The 16,216-nt window shown below is 62.0% G+C and carries 13 protein-coding genes; 10 read left to right on the forward strand and 3 right to left on the reverse strand.

What is annotated here, in order from left to right:
• Positions 1 to 610: 610 nt before the first annotated feature.
• Together V6M90_RS29150 and V6M90_RS29155 are read left to right on the forward strand one after the other, a co-directional pair.
• The gene (locus tag V6M90_RS29150; protein ID WP_003175626.1) at positions 611 to 1,336 is read left to right on the forward strand and encodes a response regulator; all 726 of its coding nucleotides are present in this window, start codon (positions 611 to 613) and stop codon (positions 1,334 to 1,336) included.
• Positions 1,333 to 2,943 carry an ATP-binding protein gene (locus V6M90_RS29155; RefSeq protein ID WP_003175625.1) on the forward strand — a complete coding sequence of 537 codons (1,611 nt, stop codon included), beginning with the start codon at positions 1,333 to 1,335 and terminating at the stop codon, positions 2,941 to 2,943. Before V6M90_RS29150 ends, V6M90_RS29155 begins: the two co-directional genes overlap by 4 nt.
• A 20-nt stretch (positions 2,944 to 2,963) precedes the next feature.
• Here V6M90_RS29155 and V6M90_RS29160 read toward each other — a convergent pair whose 3' ends face one another.
• The gene (locus V6M90_RS29160; RefSeq protein ID WP_332847614.1) at positions 2,964 to 3,680 is read right to left on the reverse strand and encodes a 4'-phosphopantetheinyl transferase family protein; all 717 of its coding nucleotides are present in this window, start codon (positions 3,678 to 3,680) and stop codon (positions 2,964 to 2,966) included.
• A gap of 128 nt (positions 3,681 to 3,808) precedes the next feature.
• On the opposite strand from V6M90_RS29160, the gene V6M90_RS29165 reads away from it, so the two are divergent.
• From V6M90_RS29165 to V6M90_RS29175, 3 genes are read left to right on the forward strand one after another with little or no spacing between them, the layout of a single operon-like run.
• Positions 3,809 to 4,117 carry a hypothetical protein gene (locus tag V6M90_RS29165; protein ID WP_078825768.1) on the forward strand — a complete coding sequence of 103 codons (309 nt, stop codon included), beginning with the start codon at positions 3,809 to 3,811 and terminating at the stop codon, positions 4,115 to 4,117.
• A gap of 18 nt (positions 4,118 to 4,135) precedes the next feature.
• Positions 4,136 to 4,813: a response regulator gene (locus tag V6M90_RS29170; protein WP_003175622.1), complete on the forward strand. Its 678-nt coding sequence runs from the start codon at positions 4,136 to 4,138 to the stop codon at positions 4,811 to 4,813.
• A complete protein-coding gene (locus V6M90_RS29175; RefSeq protein WP_003175621.1) occupies positions 4,810 to 6,156 on the forward strand; it encodes an ATP-binding protein in 1,347 nt (448 codons plus the stop codon). The genes V6M90_RS29170 and V6M90_RS29175 overlap by 4 nt, the downstream gene beginning before the upstream one ends.
• A gap of 67 nt (positions 6,157 to 6,223) precedes the next feature.
• On the opposite strand, the gene V6M90_RS29180 is transcribed toward V6M90_RS29175, so the two are convergent.
• Positions 6,224 to 7,222, reverse strand: coding sequence for an AraC family transcriptional regulator (locus tag V6M90_RS29180; protein ID WP_332847615.1), 999 nt, complete (start codon positions 7,220 to 7,222; stop codon positions 6,224 to 6,226).
• Between the two features lie 340 nt (positions 7,223 to 7,562).
• Here V6M90_RS29180 and V6M90_RS29185 point away from each other — a divergent pair, with 340 nt between their 5' ends.
• From V6M90_RS29185 to V6M90_RS29195, 3 genes are all read left to right on the forward strand, one after another.
• A complete protein-coding gene (locus V6M90_RS29185; RefSeq protein ID WP_003175619.1) occupies positions 7,563 to 8,894 on the forward strand; it encodes a dicarboxylate/amino acid:cation symporter in 1,332 nt (443 codons plus the stop codon).
• 134 nt (positions 8,895 to 9,028) lie between these two features.
• Positions 9,029 to 10,015: an XdhC family protein gene (locus V6M90_RS29190; protein WP_332847616.1), complete on the forward strand. Its 987-nt coding sequence runs from the start codon at positions 9,029 to 9,031 to the stop codon at positions 10,013 to 10,015.
• Positions 10,012 to 10,596 (forward strand): nucleotidyltransferase family protein, encoded by a 585-nt coding sequence (locus tag V6M90_RS29195; protein ID WP_332847617.1) that lies wholly within the window; start codon positions 10,012 to 10,014, stop codon positions 10,594 to 10,596. The genes V6M90_RS29190 and V6M90_RS29195 overlap by 4 nt, the downstream gene beginning before the upstream one ends.
• 100 nt (positions 10,597 to 10,696) lie before the next feature.
• Here the strand turns inward: V6M90_RS29195 and rne are convergent, their stop codons facing one another.
• Positions 10,697 to 13,825 (reverse strand): ribonuclease E, encoded by a 3,129-nt coding sequence (gene rne / locus V6M90_RS29200; RefSeq protein WP_332847618.1) that lies wholly within the window; start codon positions 13,823 to 13,825, stop codon positions 10,697 to 10,699.
• A gap of 759 nt (positions 13,826 to 14,584) precedes the next feature.
• Here rne and rluC point away from each other — a divergent pair.
• Together rluC and V6M90_RS29210 are read left to right on the forward strand one after the other, a co-directional pair.
• Positions 14,585 to 15,544, forward strand: coding sequence for a 23S rRNA pseudouridine(955/2504/2580) synthase RluC (gene rluC, locus V6M90_RS29205; RefSeq protein WP_003175615.1), 960 nt, complete (start codon positions 14,585 to 14,587; stop codon positions 15,542 to 15,544).
• The gene (locus V6M90_RS29210; protein WP_003175614.1) at positions 15,531 to 16,193 is read left to right on the forward strand and encodes an HAD-IA family hydrolase; all 663 of its coding nucleotides are present in this window, start codon (positions 15,531 to 15,533) and stop codon (positions 16,191 to 16,193) included. Before rluC ends, V6M90_RS29210 begins: the two co-directional genes overlap by 14 nt.
• The last annotated feature ends 23 nt before the right edge of the window (positions 16,194 to 16,216 follow it).

Below are 16,216 nucleotides of genomic sequence, written 5' to 3' on the forward strand. Positions count from 1 at the left end.
TTTGATTGCGAGTGCCAGGCTGGTCCTGCAACACCCGTACCGTTTTCCATATCGGGATGGAGAAACAGGTGCCATCCGCGTGAGCGGTTTGGTCTACTGAAAATCGATTGGTTCCACGCTGTGCCAGCAATAAAACGCTTGAATTTCGTGCCACTTGTGTGGTTGGGCAATTTGCTCGAAAACCCTACATGTAGGGTCTCTGTTGTCGCCGAGCTACAAGATAATGCGTTTTGGACGCCTTAGCAACGCACTAACCTGTGGATAACGCTGTGAGTAAAATGTGTATGAAAGGTAGAACTACCGTGTAGGCCGCATGACTGCTGGATTGCGCCGTTTGTCACTAAATGTTCCAAGGACCAAACAGCCCGGCGAATTTCGAAGGGCGCGAACCCTATCACAAAAAAATGCGATCACCGAATGGATTTCCCGGCTTGTGCGCAAGGGTTGGGACATGGCTACAATCGACCCTTGTTATGCCCTCAAAACATGACAGACAGGGTATGCCTGGTGAAGATCAAAATGTGGGAGGGAGCAAGTCGAATCGTCGCACCGCCCCTCCCACATTCGAACGCGCTGGCCAAAAGAATGCTTATAACAATGAGGACAGCGCATGGAGCAAGAAGCCTGGCAAATACTGATCGTCGAGGACGACGAGCGATTGGCCGAGTTGACTCGCGAGTACCTGGAGAGCAACGGCCTGTGCGTGTCGGTCGAAGGTGACGGCGCCCTGGCCGCCGCGCGGATCATCGCCGAGCAGCCGGACCTGGTGATCCTCGACCTGATGCTGCCCGGCGAAGACGGCCTGAGCATCTGCCGCAAGGTGCGCGAGCGCTATGACGGCGTGATCCTGATGCTGACCGCGCGCACCGACGACATGGACCAGGTGCTGGGCCTGGACCTGGGCGCCGACGACTATGTGTGCAAACCCGTGCGTCCACGGCTGTTGCTGGCGCGCATCCAGGCATTGTTGCGGCGCAGTGAGCCGACCGAGCCTGCGGCGGTGGAACAGCTGCGCCGCCTGCAATTCGGCCCGTTGGTGGTGGACAACGCTTTGCGCGAAGCCTGGCTGCACGACGGCGGCATCGAATTGACCAGCGCCGAATTCGATCTTTTATGGCTGCTGGTGGCAAACGCCGGGCGCATCCTGTCCCGCGAAGAAATCTTTATCGCCTTGCGCGGCATCGGCTATGACGGCCAGGACCGCTCCATTGATGTGCGCATCTCGCGTATTCGCCCCAAAATCGGCGACGACCCGATCCACCCGCGGCTGATCAAGACCATCCGCAGCAAAGGCTACCTGTTCGTCCCCGAAGCCGCCGCCGACATGCCCCTGTGAACTCGATCTTCCTGCGCATCTACGGCGGCATGTGCGCGGCGCTGATCCTGGTGGCGTTGCTCGGCGTACTGGCGCTGCACTTGCTCAACGAAGTGCGCAGTGGACAGTATCGCGAGCGCCTGGCCCACGGCACCTTCGCCTTGATGGGCGACAACCTGCAGCCCATGAGTGCCATCGAACGCCAGCGCGCGTTGGCGGTATGGGAACGTTTGCTGGGGATTCCCCTGGAGTTGCGCACCCTCACCGATGCGCAGTTGGACCTGTCGCAGCGTACCCGCCTGCAACGTGGCCAGGTGCTGGTGGAGCAGACGGGCCCCCACGCCGCGCGCGTGTTGCGTCTGGTCAGCGATAAGGAACCGTGGGTGCTCACCGGCGAAGTGCAACAGATCAGCGAACAACTGGCCCGTGCGACGATTTACCTGTTGGCCGACGAATTGGTGCGCTTTCCCATGGCTGAGCAGCCGCAACGCCTGGCCGATATAAAGGACGCCAAGGGGTTTGGGTTCGACATGCATTTGTTGACGCTCGACCAGGCCGATATGGATGAGGATCAACGTCGGCGCGTGGCGGAAGGCGACACCGTGATGGCCCTGGGCAAGGGCGGCGATTCGATCCGCGTGTTCGCCGGCATGGTCGGCACGCCCTGGGTGCTGGAGCTCGGCCCGCTGTATCAGATGAACCCGTACCCGCCGCAATGGCTGATCCTGATCGCCTTGATCGGCCTGACTCTCATCGGGTTGATCGTCTATCTATTGGTGCGTCAGTTGGAGCGCCGGCTGCGCGGCCTGGAAGCCGCCGCCACGCGTATCGCCAAAGGCAACCTGGAAGTGCGCGTACCGGCCCGAGGCGCTGATTCTGTCGGGCGTTTGGCGGCGGCGTTCAATGGCATGGCCGAGCACTTGCAGCAATTGCTGGCGATCCAGCGTGAATTGGTGCGCGCGGTGTCCCACGAACTGCGCACCCCCGTGGCGCGCCTGCGTTTCGGCCTGGAGATGATCGGCGACGCCGCCACCCCCGAGGCGCGGCGCAAGTACCTTGAAGGCATGGACAACGATATCCAGGACCTCGACGGCCTGGTGGATGAAATGCTCACCTATGCAAGGCTGGAGCAGGGCGCGCCGGCGCTGGATTTCCAGCGGGTCGACCTTGATGCATTGCTCGATCAGGTCATCGGCGAATTGTCGCCACTGCGGCCACAGGTGACGGTCGCCCGGGGTATTTGCCTGTCATCGGCCCACTGGGACGACGCCTGGGTTGACGCCGAGCCGCGCTACCTGCATCGGGCCCTGCAAAACCTGGTGAGCAACGCCATGCGTCACGCCCAGGGGCAGGTGCTGATCAGCTATCAAGTGGGGCAGGTGCGCTGCCGCATCGATGTGGAAGACGACGGCCCCGGCGTGCCGGAGAGTGCCTGGGAGCGAATTTTCACGCCGTTCCTGCGCCTCGATGACAGCCGCACCCGCGCCTCCGGCGGGCATGGCCTGGGCTTGTCGATTGTGCGGCGGATTATTTACTGGCATGGCGGGCGGGCGTTGATCGGCAAGAGCAATAATCTGGGCGGGGCTTGCTTCAGCCTGAGTTGGCCCAGGGATCAAGAGAAACCCTGACACCGCCCGATGGCGGTCTATCAAGCACCGACCGCCACCAGGCTCAACAACTGCTCCCCATCCACCGCAAACTGCCCCACCAACTCCTTGCCATGGCACCACTCGGCAGACAGGTCCGTCAGCAACCGCAACCGCACGTGACCGGTGTCGGACCACTCCAGCACCTCGGCATGCTCAAAGTAAAAGCGCTTCCGCACAATCGGATACAGCGCCTTGAACAGGCTTTCCTTGACCGAAAACGTCAACGTCACCAGCCGCGCGATCTGCTCACGCGGCACGCAGGCCATGCGCAGCAGCTCATCGGCGGTGAGGATTTCGCCGGCCAGGCGCTCCGCCCGTTCCAGTGTCAGTACATTTTCAAGGTCCATCCCCAGCCCGCGCCACTGCGCCTTGTGCCCGACAATCGCGGCGGCATGCCCGGTGCTGTGGGTGATCGAACCACTGATGTGCAAGGGCCACACCGGTGCACGGTCTTCGCCGATCGCGGGGATGCAGTCCAGGTGATCGAGCTGTTGCAGTGCCGCGCGAGCACAGACTCGGCCGGCGAGAAACTCGGCCTGACGCTTGGCCACCGAGCGCTGGATGCTGGCCGGTGGCGGCACGGCGCTGCGCTGGAAGTCCCCTGCGGTTAATAAGGCCGGGTCGAAGCGGGTGCTGAGAAACACTGTGCCAGGCAAAGGTTCGGGCAATGGCCAGTGGGCGTCGAGTGGGGTGCAGCAAGCGGGTAGGGGCGTCATGGGCGGTATTTTGCCGAGTTGAGGCGCCTGCGGATAGCCCACAGCGCTTGGGCGCCCGTTCAGGGGGAGTTCAGGGGCGTTTGCGTAGGCTGGTCGCAACAGCCCAAACGCGTATGAGGTAACACACCATGACTGCGATCAAAAAGCTGATGTTGGCCTTGACCCTGCTCAGCGCCACCGCCGGGGCCCAGGCCTCGGAAGGTGCCTTCGCCGAGTTCGGCAGGGAGAAAACCAAGAAAACCAGTAGCCTGATCCAGCGTGTGAGCTTCGAAGATGCTGGCAGTCAGCCCATGCCTTGGGGTCAATCCCTGGGCCTCACGACCTCGCAGCCAACCTACCGCGTCGGTTATGAACACCTGACGGGTCAGTTCAATGGCATTAAACTGCGCCCGCAAGACCTGCAGGGCCGCTATGATGTCCCTCTGTCGGACAGTTGATCTGCTTTGGAGAGCCTTATGAAATTGCTGGTGGTGGAAGATGAGGCGCTGCTGCGTCATCACCTGTTTACCCGCCTGACCGACAGCGGCCATGTGGTCGAGGCCGTGGCCAATGCCGAAGAGGCCCTGTACCAGACCGGCCAATTCAACCACGACCTGGCGATCATCGACCTGGGCCTGCCCGGCATGGGCGGCCTGGACCTGATCCGCCAGTTGCGCACCCAGGCCAAGACGTTCCCGATCCTGATCCTCACCGCGCGCGGTAACTGGCAGGACAAGGTTGAGGGCCTGGCCGCCGGCGCCGACGACTATGTGGTCAAGCCGTTCCAGTTCGAAGAGCTGGAGGCGCGGATGAACGCCTTGCTGCGTCGCTCCAGCGGTTTCACCCAGTCGACCATCGTCGCCGGGCCGTTGCTGCTGGACCTCAACCGCAAGCAGGCGTCCCTCGACGAAGAGCCGCTGGCGTTGACCGCCTACGAATACCGCATCCTTGAATACCTGATGCGCCATCATCAGCAGGTCGTCGCCAAGGACCGCTTGATGGAGCAGCTCTACCCCGATGACGACGAGCGTGATCCGAATGTCATTGAAGTACTGGTCGGCCGCCTGCGTCGCAAGCTGGAGGGGCCGTCCGGGTTCAAGCCGATCGACACCGTGCGCGGCCTGGGCTACCTGTTCAATGAGCGCTGCCGTTGATTCGCTCGTTACGCGTGCGCTTGATGCTGGCGGCCGCCACCCTGGCCGTGCTGTTTATGCTGGGCTTGTTGCCCGCGATGCAAGGCGCGTTCAGCCTGGCGCTGCAGGATTCAATCGAGCAGCGCCTGGCGTCGGACGTGACCACCCTGATTTCCGCCGCACGGGTCGAAAACAACCGCCTGCTGATGCCGGCGCAATTGCCGGACGAGCGCTTCAACCTCGCCGACAGCCGGCTGCTCGGTTATATCTACGACCGTGAAGGGCACTTGGTGTGGCGCTCGCGCGCGACCCGTGAAGAAAACATCAACTACAAACCGCGCTATGACGGTCGCGGCAATGAGTTTGCGCGAATCCGTGAGGCCGACGGTCAGGAATTCTTCGTCTATGACGTCGAGGTGCGGTTGCTCGGCGGCAAGAGCGCTGCATTCAGCATCGTGGCCCTGCAACCGGTGCGCGAATACCAGTTGACCCTCGAAGGCCTGCGCGAAAACCTCTATTTGGGTTTCGGCGCGGCGTTGCTGGTGCTGCTGACCTTGCTGTGGCTGGGCCTGACCTGGGGGCTGCAAGCCCTGCGGCGTTTGAGCCAGGAGCTGGACCAGATCGAGGGAGGGACCCGTGAAAGTCTCTCCGAGCAACATCCTCGTGAATTGCTGCGCCTCACCGGTTCCCTCAACCGCCTGTTGCACAGCGAGCGTGAACAACGGGCGCGCTACCGCGACTCCCTCGACGACCTGGCCCACAGCCTGAAAACCCCGCTTGCCGTGTTGCAGGGCGTGAGCGAAGACATGGCCCAGCGCCCCGAAGACCGCGATCAGGCGTGGGTGCTGCAAGCGCAGATCGAACGCATGAGCCAGCAGATCAGCTACCAGTTGCAGCGTGCCAGCCTGCGCAAAAGCGGCCTGGTGCGCCACCAGGTGCGCCTGGAACCGGTGGTGCAAAGCCTGTGCGATACGCTGGACAAGGTGTACCGCGACAAGGGCGTTTCGGTGTTTTTTGACTTGCCGCAGGAATGTGATGTGCCGATCGAGAAGGGCGCCTTGCTCGAATTGCTCGGCAACCTGCTGGAAAACGCCTACCGCCTGTGCCTGAGCGAAGTGCGCGTCAGCCTGGTGGAAAACCTTGAAGGCATCGAGTTGTGCATCGAGGATGACGGCCCCGGCGTACCGCCGGATCAGCGCGCGCGGATTCTGCAGCGCGGTGAGCGGCTGGACCGTCAGCATCCAGGGCAGGGGATCGGGCTGGCGGTGGTCAAGGATATTATCGAAAGCTACGGGGCACGGCTGACCCTGGGGGATTCACCTTTGGGTGGGGCGGCGTTCAGGATTCATTTTCCGGCTGTTTGATCCTTATTGGCTGTAATGGTCTCATCGGGGGCTTGCCCCCGATGAGGCCCGGCCAGACGACACATCTTTAACGCTCCTGCGCTCTGTAGGCTCCCGGCGTCAGCCCCGTCCACTTCTTGAACGCCCGATGAAACGCTGACGGCTCGGAAAATCCCAACTGCTCGGCGATGGCCTGCAGTGACACGTGCGCACGGCCCAAATGATAGATGGCGATATCTCGCCGCAGCTCATCCTTGAGCGCCTGAAAACTGCTGCCTTCTTCGCGCAAATGTCGTCGCAGGGTCTGCGGGCTGATATGAAGGTGCTGGGCGATGGCTTCCAGGTCCGGCCAGGGCGTGTGGTCGCGGCTGAGCAAGCGGCGTATCTGGCTGCTCAAGCTGTCGCCTTCGTCCGGGCGCGCGAGCAAGTCGGCGGGGGAGCGTTCGAGGAAGTGCTTGAGGGTGCGTTCATCCTGCAACAGCGGCAGGCTCAGGTAGCGCGCGGGAAACACAAGGCTGGTGTTCGGCGCACCGAACACCAGGGTGCAGGGAAACAGCAGGTCATATTCACTGGCGTGGGCCGGCATCGGGTAACTGAACGTGGCCTGGTGCAGACGGATGCGCTGGCCGATCAACCAACTGCCCAGGCGATGCCAGATCACCAGCAGGCATTCGCTGAGGAAGTGGTCCGGGTCCCACAATGGCGAGTCATCCAGGCTCAGGCGGGCCATATCGCCTTCGCGTGTCAGCTGCCAGCGCGGGCCTTGCGGGAATAGGCTATAAAATAACAAGCCGCGCTCCAGTGCTTTCTCCAGGGTGCGGCAGTGGATCAGCGCGTGGCACATCATGGCGAAGGTGCCGCGTTTGCTCGGGCCATCGGCGAACCCCATGTATTCGTCGTCCAGCCCCAGCCAGAGCAGTTGCAGCAGCCGGGTAAATTGTTCCGGAGCGATGCGGGCGCGGGGTTCGGCCAGCAGTTCCGGTGTGATGCCCACCTGTTGCAACAGGCCCGAAGCATCGTAACCGGCCCGACGCGCACCGCCGAGTGCGGCTCGGGCATAGTGACTGGCGATGGTACGTTCACGCATGCGAGGCCCCCGGTCCATGAAGTGGCGGATGGTAGTCACCAGCGGGAGCGGGCGACAAGGCGGATATCCGCCAAATTGTAGGACGGGATTGGGTGAGTGGGCGGAAATCCGCCACCTGACTTGGCGCATGGGAGGGTGCCTGGAAACCGCCAACCCTGATGCCTAAAGGCCTTTAGCGTTTTTGCGCAAAGTGGCACGACGTTTGCGATAAGGACTACAGCGCAGGCCTGGAGCACAGTCCTCGCAAACAACAAATCCCTCCAGTGCAGGAGGGTTCGCAATTCAAGTGTCGTGGGCAATGGCGGATATTTGCCACACGGGACGATTGAGGAACTTTGCAATGACGACTCGTCAGCCACTCTACAAATCCCTGTATTTCCAGGTGATCGTCGCAATCGTTATCGGTATTTTGCTCGGTCACTTCTACCCCCAGACCGGCGTGGCCCTCAAGCCGCTGGGTGACGGGTTTATCAAACTGATCAAAATGGTCATCGCCCCGATCATCTTCTGCACCGTTGTCAGCGGCATCGCCGGCATGCAAAGCATGAAATCGGTGGGCAAAACCGGCGGCTACGCGCTGCTCTACTTCGAAATCGTGTCCACCATTGCCCTGCTGATCGGCCTGGTTGTCGTGAACGTCGTGCAACCGGGCGCCGGCATGCACATCGATGTGGCGACGCTGGACGCCTCCAAAGTCGCGGCCTACGTGACCGCCGGTAAAGACCAGAGCATCGTCGGCTTTATCCTCAATGTGATCCCTAACACCATCGTCGGCGCGTTCGCCAACGGCGATATCCTGCAAGTGTTGATGTTCTCGGTGATCTTCGGTTTCGCCCTGCACCGCCTGGGTGCCTACGGCAAGCCGGTGCTGGACTTCATCGATCGCTTCGCCCACGTGATGTTCAACATCATCAACATGATCATGAAGCTCGCGCCGATCGGTGCCCTGGGTGCCATGGCGTTCACCATCGGTGCCTACGGTGTGGGTTCGCTGGTGCAGTTGGGCCAGCTGATGATCTGCTTCTACATCACCTGCATTCTGTTCGTGGTCGTGGTGCTTGGCGCCATCTGCCGCGCGCATGGCTTCAGCGTGTTGAAGCTGATCCGCTACATCCGTGAAGAGCTGCTGATCGTGCTGGGGACTTCGTCTTCGGAATCCGCACTGCCACGCATGCTGATCAAGATGGAGCGTCTGGGCGCGAAAAAATCCGTCGTCGGCCTGGTCATTCCGACCGGCTACTCGTTCAACCTCGACGGTACCTCGATCTACCTGACCATGGCGGCCGTGTTCATCGCTCAGGCCACTGACACCCACATGGACATCACCCACCAGATCACGCTGCTGCTGGTGCTGCTGCTGTCCTCCAAAGGCGCTGCTGGCGTGACCGGCAGTGGTTTCATCGTACTGGCTGCGACCCTGTCGGCTGTCGGCCACCTGCCGGTTGCCGGTCTGGCGCTGATCCTGGGTATCGACCGTTTCATGTCCGAGGCCCGTGCGCTGACCAACCTGGTGGGTAACGCCGTTGCCACCATCGTTGTGGCCAAGTGGGTCAAGGAACTGGACACCGACAAGCTGCAAAGCGAGCTGGCGTCCGGCGGTACCGGTATCTCCGAAACCCGCGAAATCGACGACCTGGGCGTGGCCGAAGGCCCTGCACCTACTGTCAAGTAAGTCGCTGATGGCGTGAATGCACGCTGACAGTTATCCGCAAGCGCCCCGACTGGTTCGGGGCGTTTGCTTTTGTGGCGGGGAACTTGGGTTTTTTTTGGTTTACAGTGGGCACGACATTGCTTGTGGGAGGCCTGATGGACAGTGTGGATCTGAATGTCCTGCGCAGCGTGCTGGAATGGCGTCGCGCCGGGCAGCGTGTGATGTTGTACAGCGTGGTGCAGACCTGGGGCAGCGCGCCGCGCCCGCCGGGAGCGATGCTGGCCCTGCGCGGTGACGGCGTGGTGATCGGCTCGGTGTCGGGCGGTTGCATCGAAGATGACTTGATTGCCCGACTGCAGGATGGCCGCTTGCCCGCTGACGGCCCGCCCGTGCAACTGGTGACCTACGGCGTAACGCGTGATGAGGCGGCGCGGTTTGGCCTGCCCTGCGGCGGCACCCTGCGCCTGACCGAAGAGCGTGTGGACGATTGGGCTTGGGTCGAGGCGCTGCTGGCGCGCTGTGAGAATCATCAGGTCGTCGCGCGTGAGCTGAACCTGGCCACGGGCGAGGTGACGCTGAGCGACGCAAGCAAGACCGATGTGGTGAGCTTCGACGGTGAGTGCCTGCGTGCCATCTATGGCCCACGCTGGCGCCTGCTGTTGATCGGTGCGGGGCAGCTGTCGCGTTACGTGGCGGAGATGGCGCGCCTGCTGGATTTCGAAGTGCTTATCTGTGATCCACGCGAAGAGTTCGTCTACGGCTGGGAAGAACAGCACGGCCGCTTCGTGCCGGGCATGCCCGATGAAGCGGTGCTCACGGTCCAGACCGACGAACGCACGGCCATCGTCTGCCTGACCCACGACCCGCGCCTGGACGATATGGCGTTGTTGACGGCGTTGAATTCCAGGGCTTTCTACATTGGCGCGCTGGGGTCGCGGGTCAATACTCAGAAACGCCGGCAAACCCTGGCCGCGCTGGGGTTGTCGGCCGAGGCGATTGCACGTTTGCATGGGCCGATTGGCTTGCATATCGGCAGCCATACGCCGGCGGAGATTGCGTTGTCGTTGATGGCGGAAATCGTCGCGATCAAGAACGGCGTCGCGCCAATGCAGAAAAAGCCGCTGCCGGTAGCTGCTGAGTGACGGTGACGGCGATTGTGCTGGCGGCGGGGCAGGGGAGCCGGTTTCGTGCCGAGGCGGGGGCTGATCAGGATAAATTGCTCGCGCCCTGCGTAGGTCGGGACGGCGTGACGCGGCCGGTGATCGAACAGGTACTGGTGAATCTGCCGGGCAGTATCGTGCGGCGGTGGTTGGTGACCTCGCCGGAGCGCCTGGAGGTGATTCGATTGGCCCAGGTGCATGGTTGCCAGGTTCTGCTGCTGGAATCGGCCGGTATGGGCCACAGCATCGCCGCAGCCGTTGCGGCCAGTGCTTCGGCAGACGGCTGGCTGGTGCTGCTGGGGGATATGCCGTTTATTCGATCCTCGACCATCGAGCGTGTGCTGGCCGATCCGGCAGACATCACCGTGCCGGTGTATGCCGGGCAGTATGGGCATCCGGTGGCTTTCGGTCGTGTATTGGGGCCGAAGTTGATGGCGTTGACCGGGGATCGTGGCGCGAAGCCTTTGTTTTCACAGGCGCAGGTGCGGGACGTGCAGGTGGATGATCCCGGCGTGCTGTGGGATGTGGATGTGCCGCGGCGGTTGGCGTTCAGCGCGGACTGAATGGCGGGAGGGACGGTGTGTTTGAATTTTTTGCAAGAAAAAGCCCCGCCTGATCACTCAGGCGGGGCTTTTTAGTCACTGCTGGAATCGCACGAGGGGTTTAGTCTCGTGCTTCTGTTTCCTGTGCAGCAGCTGCAGCCGCGGCTTCAGCTTCCTTGCGACGACGACGCACTTCACGTGGGTCGTTCGGTGCGCGACCGTTTTCGGTCAGGGCGCTGGCCGGTGCGGCTTCAACCACTGGCGCGACAACTTCGGCAACCACCGGCGCTTCAACCACAGGCACTGGTTCAACGACCGGAGCCGGCTCAACCACTGGCGCAGGTTCGGCAACCACGACATCAACAACCGGTGTTGGCGCTTCTTCTACCACAGGGGCAGGGGCGGGCGCTTCAACCGGAGCGGTGGGTTCGGCAGTCCATTGGAAGGCGGTCTGTTCTTCACGAACTTCTCGCACTTGCGGGGCTGCTTCTGCTTCCACAACGGCTTCCACCACTGGCTGAGGCTCAACCACAGGGGCCGGTTCAGCAGCGGCCACTTCCACTTCCGGTTGCGCTTCAGGTGCCTGGGTCACTTCCACATCCGGAACCACTGGGGCTTCGATTGGGGTAGTGGCCTCGACAACCGGTGCTTCCACGACTGGCGCTTCAACAGCCGGCGCTTCAACCTCTGGGGTTTGGGCGGCAGGTGTTTCGACAACGGCGCTTTCTTCGACAGCCGCAGTGGCGCGTTCAGCCTGCTCGTGAGCCTGGGCTTCGGCAGGTGCGCTGATGACCGAGCTGGCAACGGCGGCGGTCACGGCCAGGCCGGCAGCCAGTTCGGCGCCAGTCGGTTCGTTGGCTTGAGTTTCTGTGCTCTCGCCGGCTTCTTCCGAACCTTCGATCACATTGCCGTTGGCATCACGCTGACGCTCACGACGGTTGCTGCGACGACGCTGGCCACGGGAGCGGCGGCGTGGACGATCGCCTTCGGCGCCTTCCTGCCCGTCTTCCTGCAGTTGCTCTTCGCCGGTCAGTACTTCTTCTTCGCTGGCGGCAGCGGCTTGCTCTGCGCGTGGTTGACGCTCTTCACGCGGAGCGCGTGGTTGGCGTTCCTCGCGTGGCGCACGTTCTTCACGCGGCTGGCGAGCCGGGCGTTCTTCGGTGGCCACGGCGGCGGCAGCGGCAACAGCTGGCGCTGCGTCCAGCGGCTCGCGCAGTTCACGCACGCGTTCTTCACGCTCGCCACGTGGCTTGCGATCTTCACGCGGGGCGCGTGGGGTACGTGGTGCGCGCTCTTCACGCGGTGCGCGTTCTTCACGGGCTACGGCCGGGGTCTCTTCACGGGCTTCGCGAGGTGCACGCTCTTCACGTGGCGCGCGTTCTTCGCGAGGTGCACGCTCTTCGCGCGGCTTGCGCTCTTCGTCACGACGACCGTTGCGGTTTCGGCTCTGCTGGCGACCGTTGCGACGTTCTTCGTTGCGCGCCGGGCGTTCGGTAGCAGGTTTTTCAACCACGACCGGCGCTGCGGGCTCTTCCTTGGTGGCGAACAGGCTGACCAGCGACTTCACCAGGCCCTTGAACAGGCTTGGCTCAGGCAGGGCGGCCGGCGCGGCAACCGGCGCCGCAGGTTCAACCGGCATCGGTGCGTTGGCACGGGCAGGTGCGGTCTTCACGGCCGCTTCCTGGCGAACCAGGGTGCGGGTTGCGGCGGCTGGCTGGACTTCTTCCACTTCGGCGGCGGCCGCGGCGATTTCATAGCTGGACTGGCCGCTGTGGGCTTCCGGGCTGTCATCACGCAGGCGCTGCACTTCGAAGTGCGGTGTTTCCAGGTGATCGTTCGGCAGAATCACGATACGGGCACGGGTGCGCAGTTCGATCTTGGTGATCGAGTTGCGTTTTTCGTTGAGCAGGAACGCGGCAACCGGGATCGGCACTTGCGCGCGAACCTCGGCGGTGCGGTCTTTCAGGGCTTCTTCTTCGATCAGGCGCAGGATCGCCAGGGACAGCGATTCAACGTCACGGATGATGCCGGTGCCGTTGCAACGCGGGCAGACGATGCCGCTGCTTTCGCCCAGGGATGGACGCAGGCGCTGGCGGGACATTTCCAGCAGGCCGAAGCGCGAGATGCGACCGACTTGCACGCGGGCGCGGTCGGCTTCCAGGCATTCACGGACTTTTTCTTCCACGGCGCGCTGGTTCTTGGCCGGGGTCATGTCGATGAAGTCGATCACGATCAGGCCGCCGATATCACGCAGGCGCAGCTGGCGGGCGATTTCTTCAGCCGCTTCCAGGTTGGTCTGCAGGGCGGTTTCTTCGATGTCGCTACCCTTCGTGGCGCGTGCCGAGTTGATGTCGATGGACACCAGGGCCTCGGTCGGGTCGATCACGATGGAGCCGCCGGAAGGCAGTTCGACCACGCGCTGGAAGGCGGTCTCGATCTGGCTTTCGATCTGGAAACGGTTGAACAGCGGAACGCTGTCTTCGTACAGCTTGATCTTGCTGGCGTACTGCGGCATCACCTGGCGGATGAAGGTCAGGGCTTCGTCCTGGGCTTCAACGCTGTCGATCAGCACTTCGCCGATGTCCTGGCGCAGATAATCGCGGATAGCGCGGATGATCACGTTGCTTTCCTGGTAGATCAGGAATGGCGCGGAACGATCCAGCGAGGCTTCTTTGATGGCGGTCCACAGCTGCAGCAGGTAGTCGAGGTCCCACTGCATTTCTTCGCTGCTGCGGCCCAGGCCGGCGGTGCGCACGATCAGGCCCATGTCGGCCGGTGCAATCAGACCGTTCAGCGCTTCGCGCAGTTCGTTGCGCTCTTCGCCTTCGATGCGACGGGAAATGCCGCCGGCACGTGGGTTGTTCGGCATCAGCACCAGGTAACGACCGGCGAGGCTGATGAAGGTGGTCAGGGCGGCGCCCTTGTTGCCACGTTCTTCTTTTTCGACCTGGACGATGACTTCCTGGCCTTCGCTCAGGACGTCCTTGATGTTCACGCGGCCTTCGGGGGCTTTCTTGAAGTATTCGCGGGAGATTTCTTTGAGGGGCAGGAAGCCGTGGCGCTCGGAGCCGAAATCGACAAAGGCAGCCTCAAGGCTTGGTTCGATGCGAGTAATACGGCCTTTATAGATGTTGGCCTTCTTTTGCTCGCGTGCACCGGATTCGATGTCCAGGTCGTAGAGGCGTTGGCCATCTACCAGTGCAACACGCAACTCTTCGGGTTGAGTTGCGTTAATCAGCATTCTTTTCATGTTGTACCGTCGGTTTCCGGGCTGCCGGAAACGGCGTTCGGCACACACGACTTCTCACGGTCGGTGTCAGGTGCGTCAAGAGTGGTTGGCCACTCCAGTGTCCAGCAATAACTCGCCAATTGGGGCGGTATCGCGACGGACGCGTCCTGCTTGTTAGCGGTGGTGACAAAGGCACCACTTCAACAAAAGCTAAGGTCAGGAGGAGGAATCAACCGGCGACTGTGGACGAGATGAAGCGTCTAAATATAAGCCTAGTGCTACACGGTCCGACGGTTGTGCATCTCCACCCTACACGTATCCCTGATAATTCGGGTGCTGCCGCGCGCAGAATCCGCAGCGGGTTGGCATTTACCGTGTTCTCCAATGGGGAGTCCACGCTCATGGCTAAACAAGACTGAATGCGGGCGGTTGCGCTCTCACTCAGCTCTTAACAGGCGTTGTTTCCGAAGCATTCGCCATGGTCTGGCTCAAGGCTGACTGCACTTTGTGAACTGGCCGTAAATATCGGCGCAAAAGACGAGTATTCACTCTGCTTCTTGCACTCGCTTCAGGCCTCATGTCACCTGCGCTTGTTACAATCCTGAGCCTTCCAAGGTGGCCAAAGCCCCGTAGGACGGCCTCGCGTCCTGATGAATTGCGATGGTCAGGGCCGGCAGTTTGCCGCTAGTCCTCTGTCCAGGCCGCTTTTGGCGGCGTTCGCGACTATAGCAGCAATGATTAAGTGCTTCAATTCCATAAAAAATTGTTATCATCGCCGCCATGACGACTACCGCCCCCCCGACCCCCAGCGTCCAGCTGCTTGAGGTCTCGCCGGAATATGCCGGCCAACGCATCGACAATTTTCTCCTGGCCAGGCTCAAAGGCGTGCCCAAGACCTTGATTTATCGCATCTTGCGTAAAGGCGAAGTGCGCGTGAACAAGGGGCGGATCAAGCCCGAGTACAAGCTGCAGGCGGGCGATATCGTCCGTGTGCCGCCGGTGCGCGTGCCTGAGCGCGATGAGCCCGTGCCGCTGGCCCAGGGCCTGCTGCAACGCCTGGAAGCGTCGATTGTCTTCGAAGACAACAAGTTGATCGTGATCAACAAGCCGTGCGGCATTGCGGTTCACGGCGGCAGCGGTCTTAACTTCGGGGTGATCGAAGCGTTTCGTCAGTTGCGCCCCGATGCCAAGGAACTTGAGCTTGTGCACCGCCTGGACCGTGACACTTCCGGCCTGCTGATGATCGCCAAGAAACGCAGCATGTTGCGCCACTTGCACACCGCCCTGCGTGGCGATGGCGTGGACAAGCGCTACATGGCGCTGGTACGCGGCAACTGGGCCAGCTCGATCAAAAGCGTTCGCGCGCCGCTGCAGAAGAGCAACCTGCGTTCCGGCGAGCGCATGGTTGAGGTGGACGAGGAGGGCAAAGAGGCCCTGACCCTGTTCAAAGTGCTGCGCCGCTTCGGTGACTTTGCGACGATGGTCGAGGCCAAGCCGGTGACCGGGCGCACCCACCAGATTCGCGTGCACACCTTGCATGCGGGTCACTGCATTGCGGGCGATACCAAATACGGTGACGAGGGTTTCTCCAAGGAGATCCGCGATCTGGGCGGCAAGCGCCTGTTCCTGCACGCCTACATGCTGACCGTGCCGCTGCCCGATGGTGGCGAATTGAAGCTGCAGGCGCCGGTCGATGAAATGTGGGCCAAGACCGTGGAGCGCCTGAGTGTCGCACCCTGAATACAAACTGCTGATTTTCGACTGGGACGGCACCCTGGCCAATTCCATTGGCCGCATCGTCGAGTCGATGCACGTGGCGTCGACTCGCTCAGGCTTGCAGTTGTGCAGCGACCTGGCGGTCAAAGGCATTATCGGCCTGGGCTTGCCCGAAGCGATTCGCACCCTTTACCCGCAGATCGCCGACGATGAGCTGGTCGCGTTCCGTGAGCACTACGCCGATCACTACATTGCGCTGGAGGCCGAGCCTTCGCCGTTGTTCGACGGTGTGGTGCAATCGCTGGAGGCGTTTCGTGCCGATGGCTATCAGTTGGCGGTCGCCACTGGAAAGGCGCGTCGGGGGCTGGATCGGGTGCTCAAGGCGCATGGCTGGGAAGACTATTTCGATATCACCCGTGCGGCCGATGAAACTGCCAGCAAGCCTCACCCTCTGATGCTGGAGCAGATCCTGGCCCATTGCGGTGCGTCGCCGCGCCAGGCATTGATGGTGGGGGATGCGTCTTTTGACCTGATGATGGCGCGCAATGCGGGCATGGACAGTGTCGCGGTCAGCTATGGGGCGCAGTCTGCCGAGGCGTTGCAGTCTTATGAGCCCAGGGTCACGATCGATCATTTTTCGCAATTGCAGGCCTGGCTCAGTCGGGCCCGATAAGTATTAGCTGGGGTTGATGACAC

It is taken from the genome of Pseudomonas lactucae (genome assembly GCF_036688725.1).
In the GTDB taxonomy this organism is placed as follows: Bacteria; Pseudomonadota; Gammaproteobacteria; order Pseudomonadales; family Pseudomonadaceae; genus Aquipseudomonas; species Aquipseudomonas lactucae.

What these genes read in the sequence shown, in the direction of transcription:
- V6M90_RS29150 (WP_003175626.1), top strand. Translation starts at nt 611, where the DNA reads ATGGAGCAAGAAGCCTGGCAAATACTGATCGTCGAGGACGACGAGCGA.
- V6M90_RS29160 (WP_332847614.1), bottom strand. Translation starts at nt 3,680, where the DNA reads ATGACGCCCCTACCCGCTTGCTGCACCCCACTCGACGCCCACTGGCCA.
- V6M90_RS29165 (WP_078825768.1), top strand. Translation starts at nt 3,809, where the DNA reads ATGACTGCGATCAAAAAGCTGATGTTGGCCTTGACCCTGCTCAGCGCC.
- V6M90_RS29170 (WP_003175622.1), top strand. Translation starts at nt 4,136, where the DNA reads ATGAAATTGCTGGTGGTGGAAGATGAGGCGCTGCTGCGTCATCACCTG.
- V6M90_RS29180 (WP_332847615.1), bottom strand. Translation starts at nt 7,222, where the DNA reads ATGCGTGAACGTACCATCGCCAGTCACTATGCCCGAGCCGCACTCGGC.
- V6M90_RS29185 (WP_003175619.1), top strand. Translation starts at nt 7,563, where the DNA reads ATGACGACTCGTCAGCCACTCTACAAATCCCTGTATTTCCAGGTGATC.
- V6M90_RS29190 (WP_332847616.1), top strand. Translation starts at nt 9,029, where the DNA reads ATGGACAGTGTGGATCTGAATGTCCTGCGCAGCGTGCTGGAATGGCGT.
- rne (WP_332847618.1), bottom strand. Translation starts at nt 13,825, where the DNA reads ATGAAAAGAATGCTGATTAACGCAACTCAACCCGAAGAGTTGCGTGTT.
- rluC (WP_003175615.1), top strand. Translation starts at nt 14,585, where the DNA reads ATGACGACTACCGCCCCCCCGACCCCCAGCGTCCAGCTGCTTGAGGTC.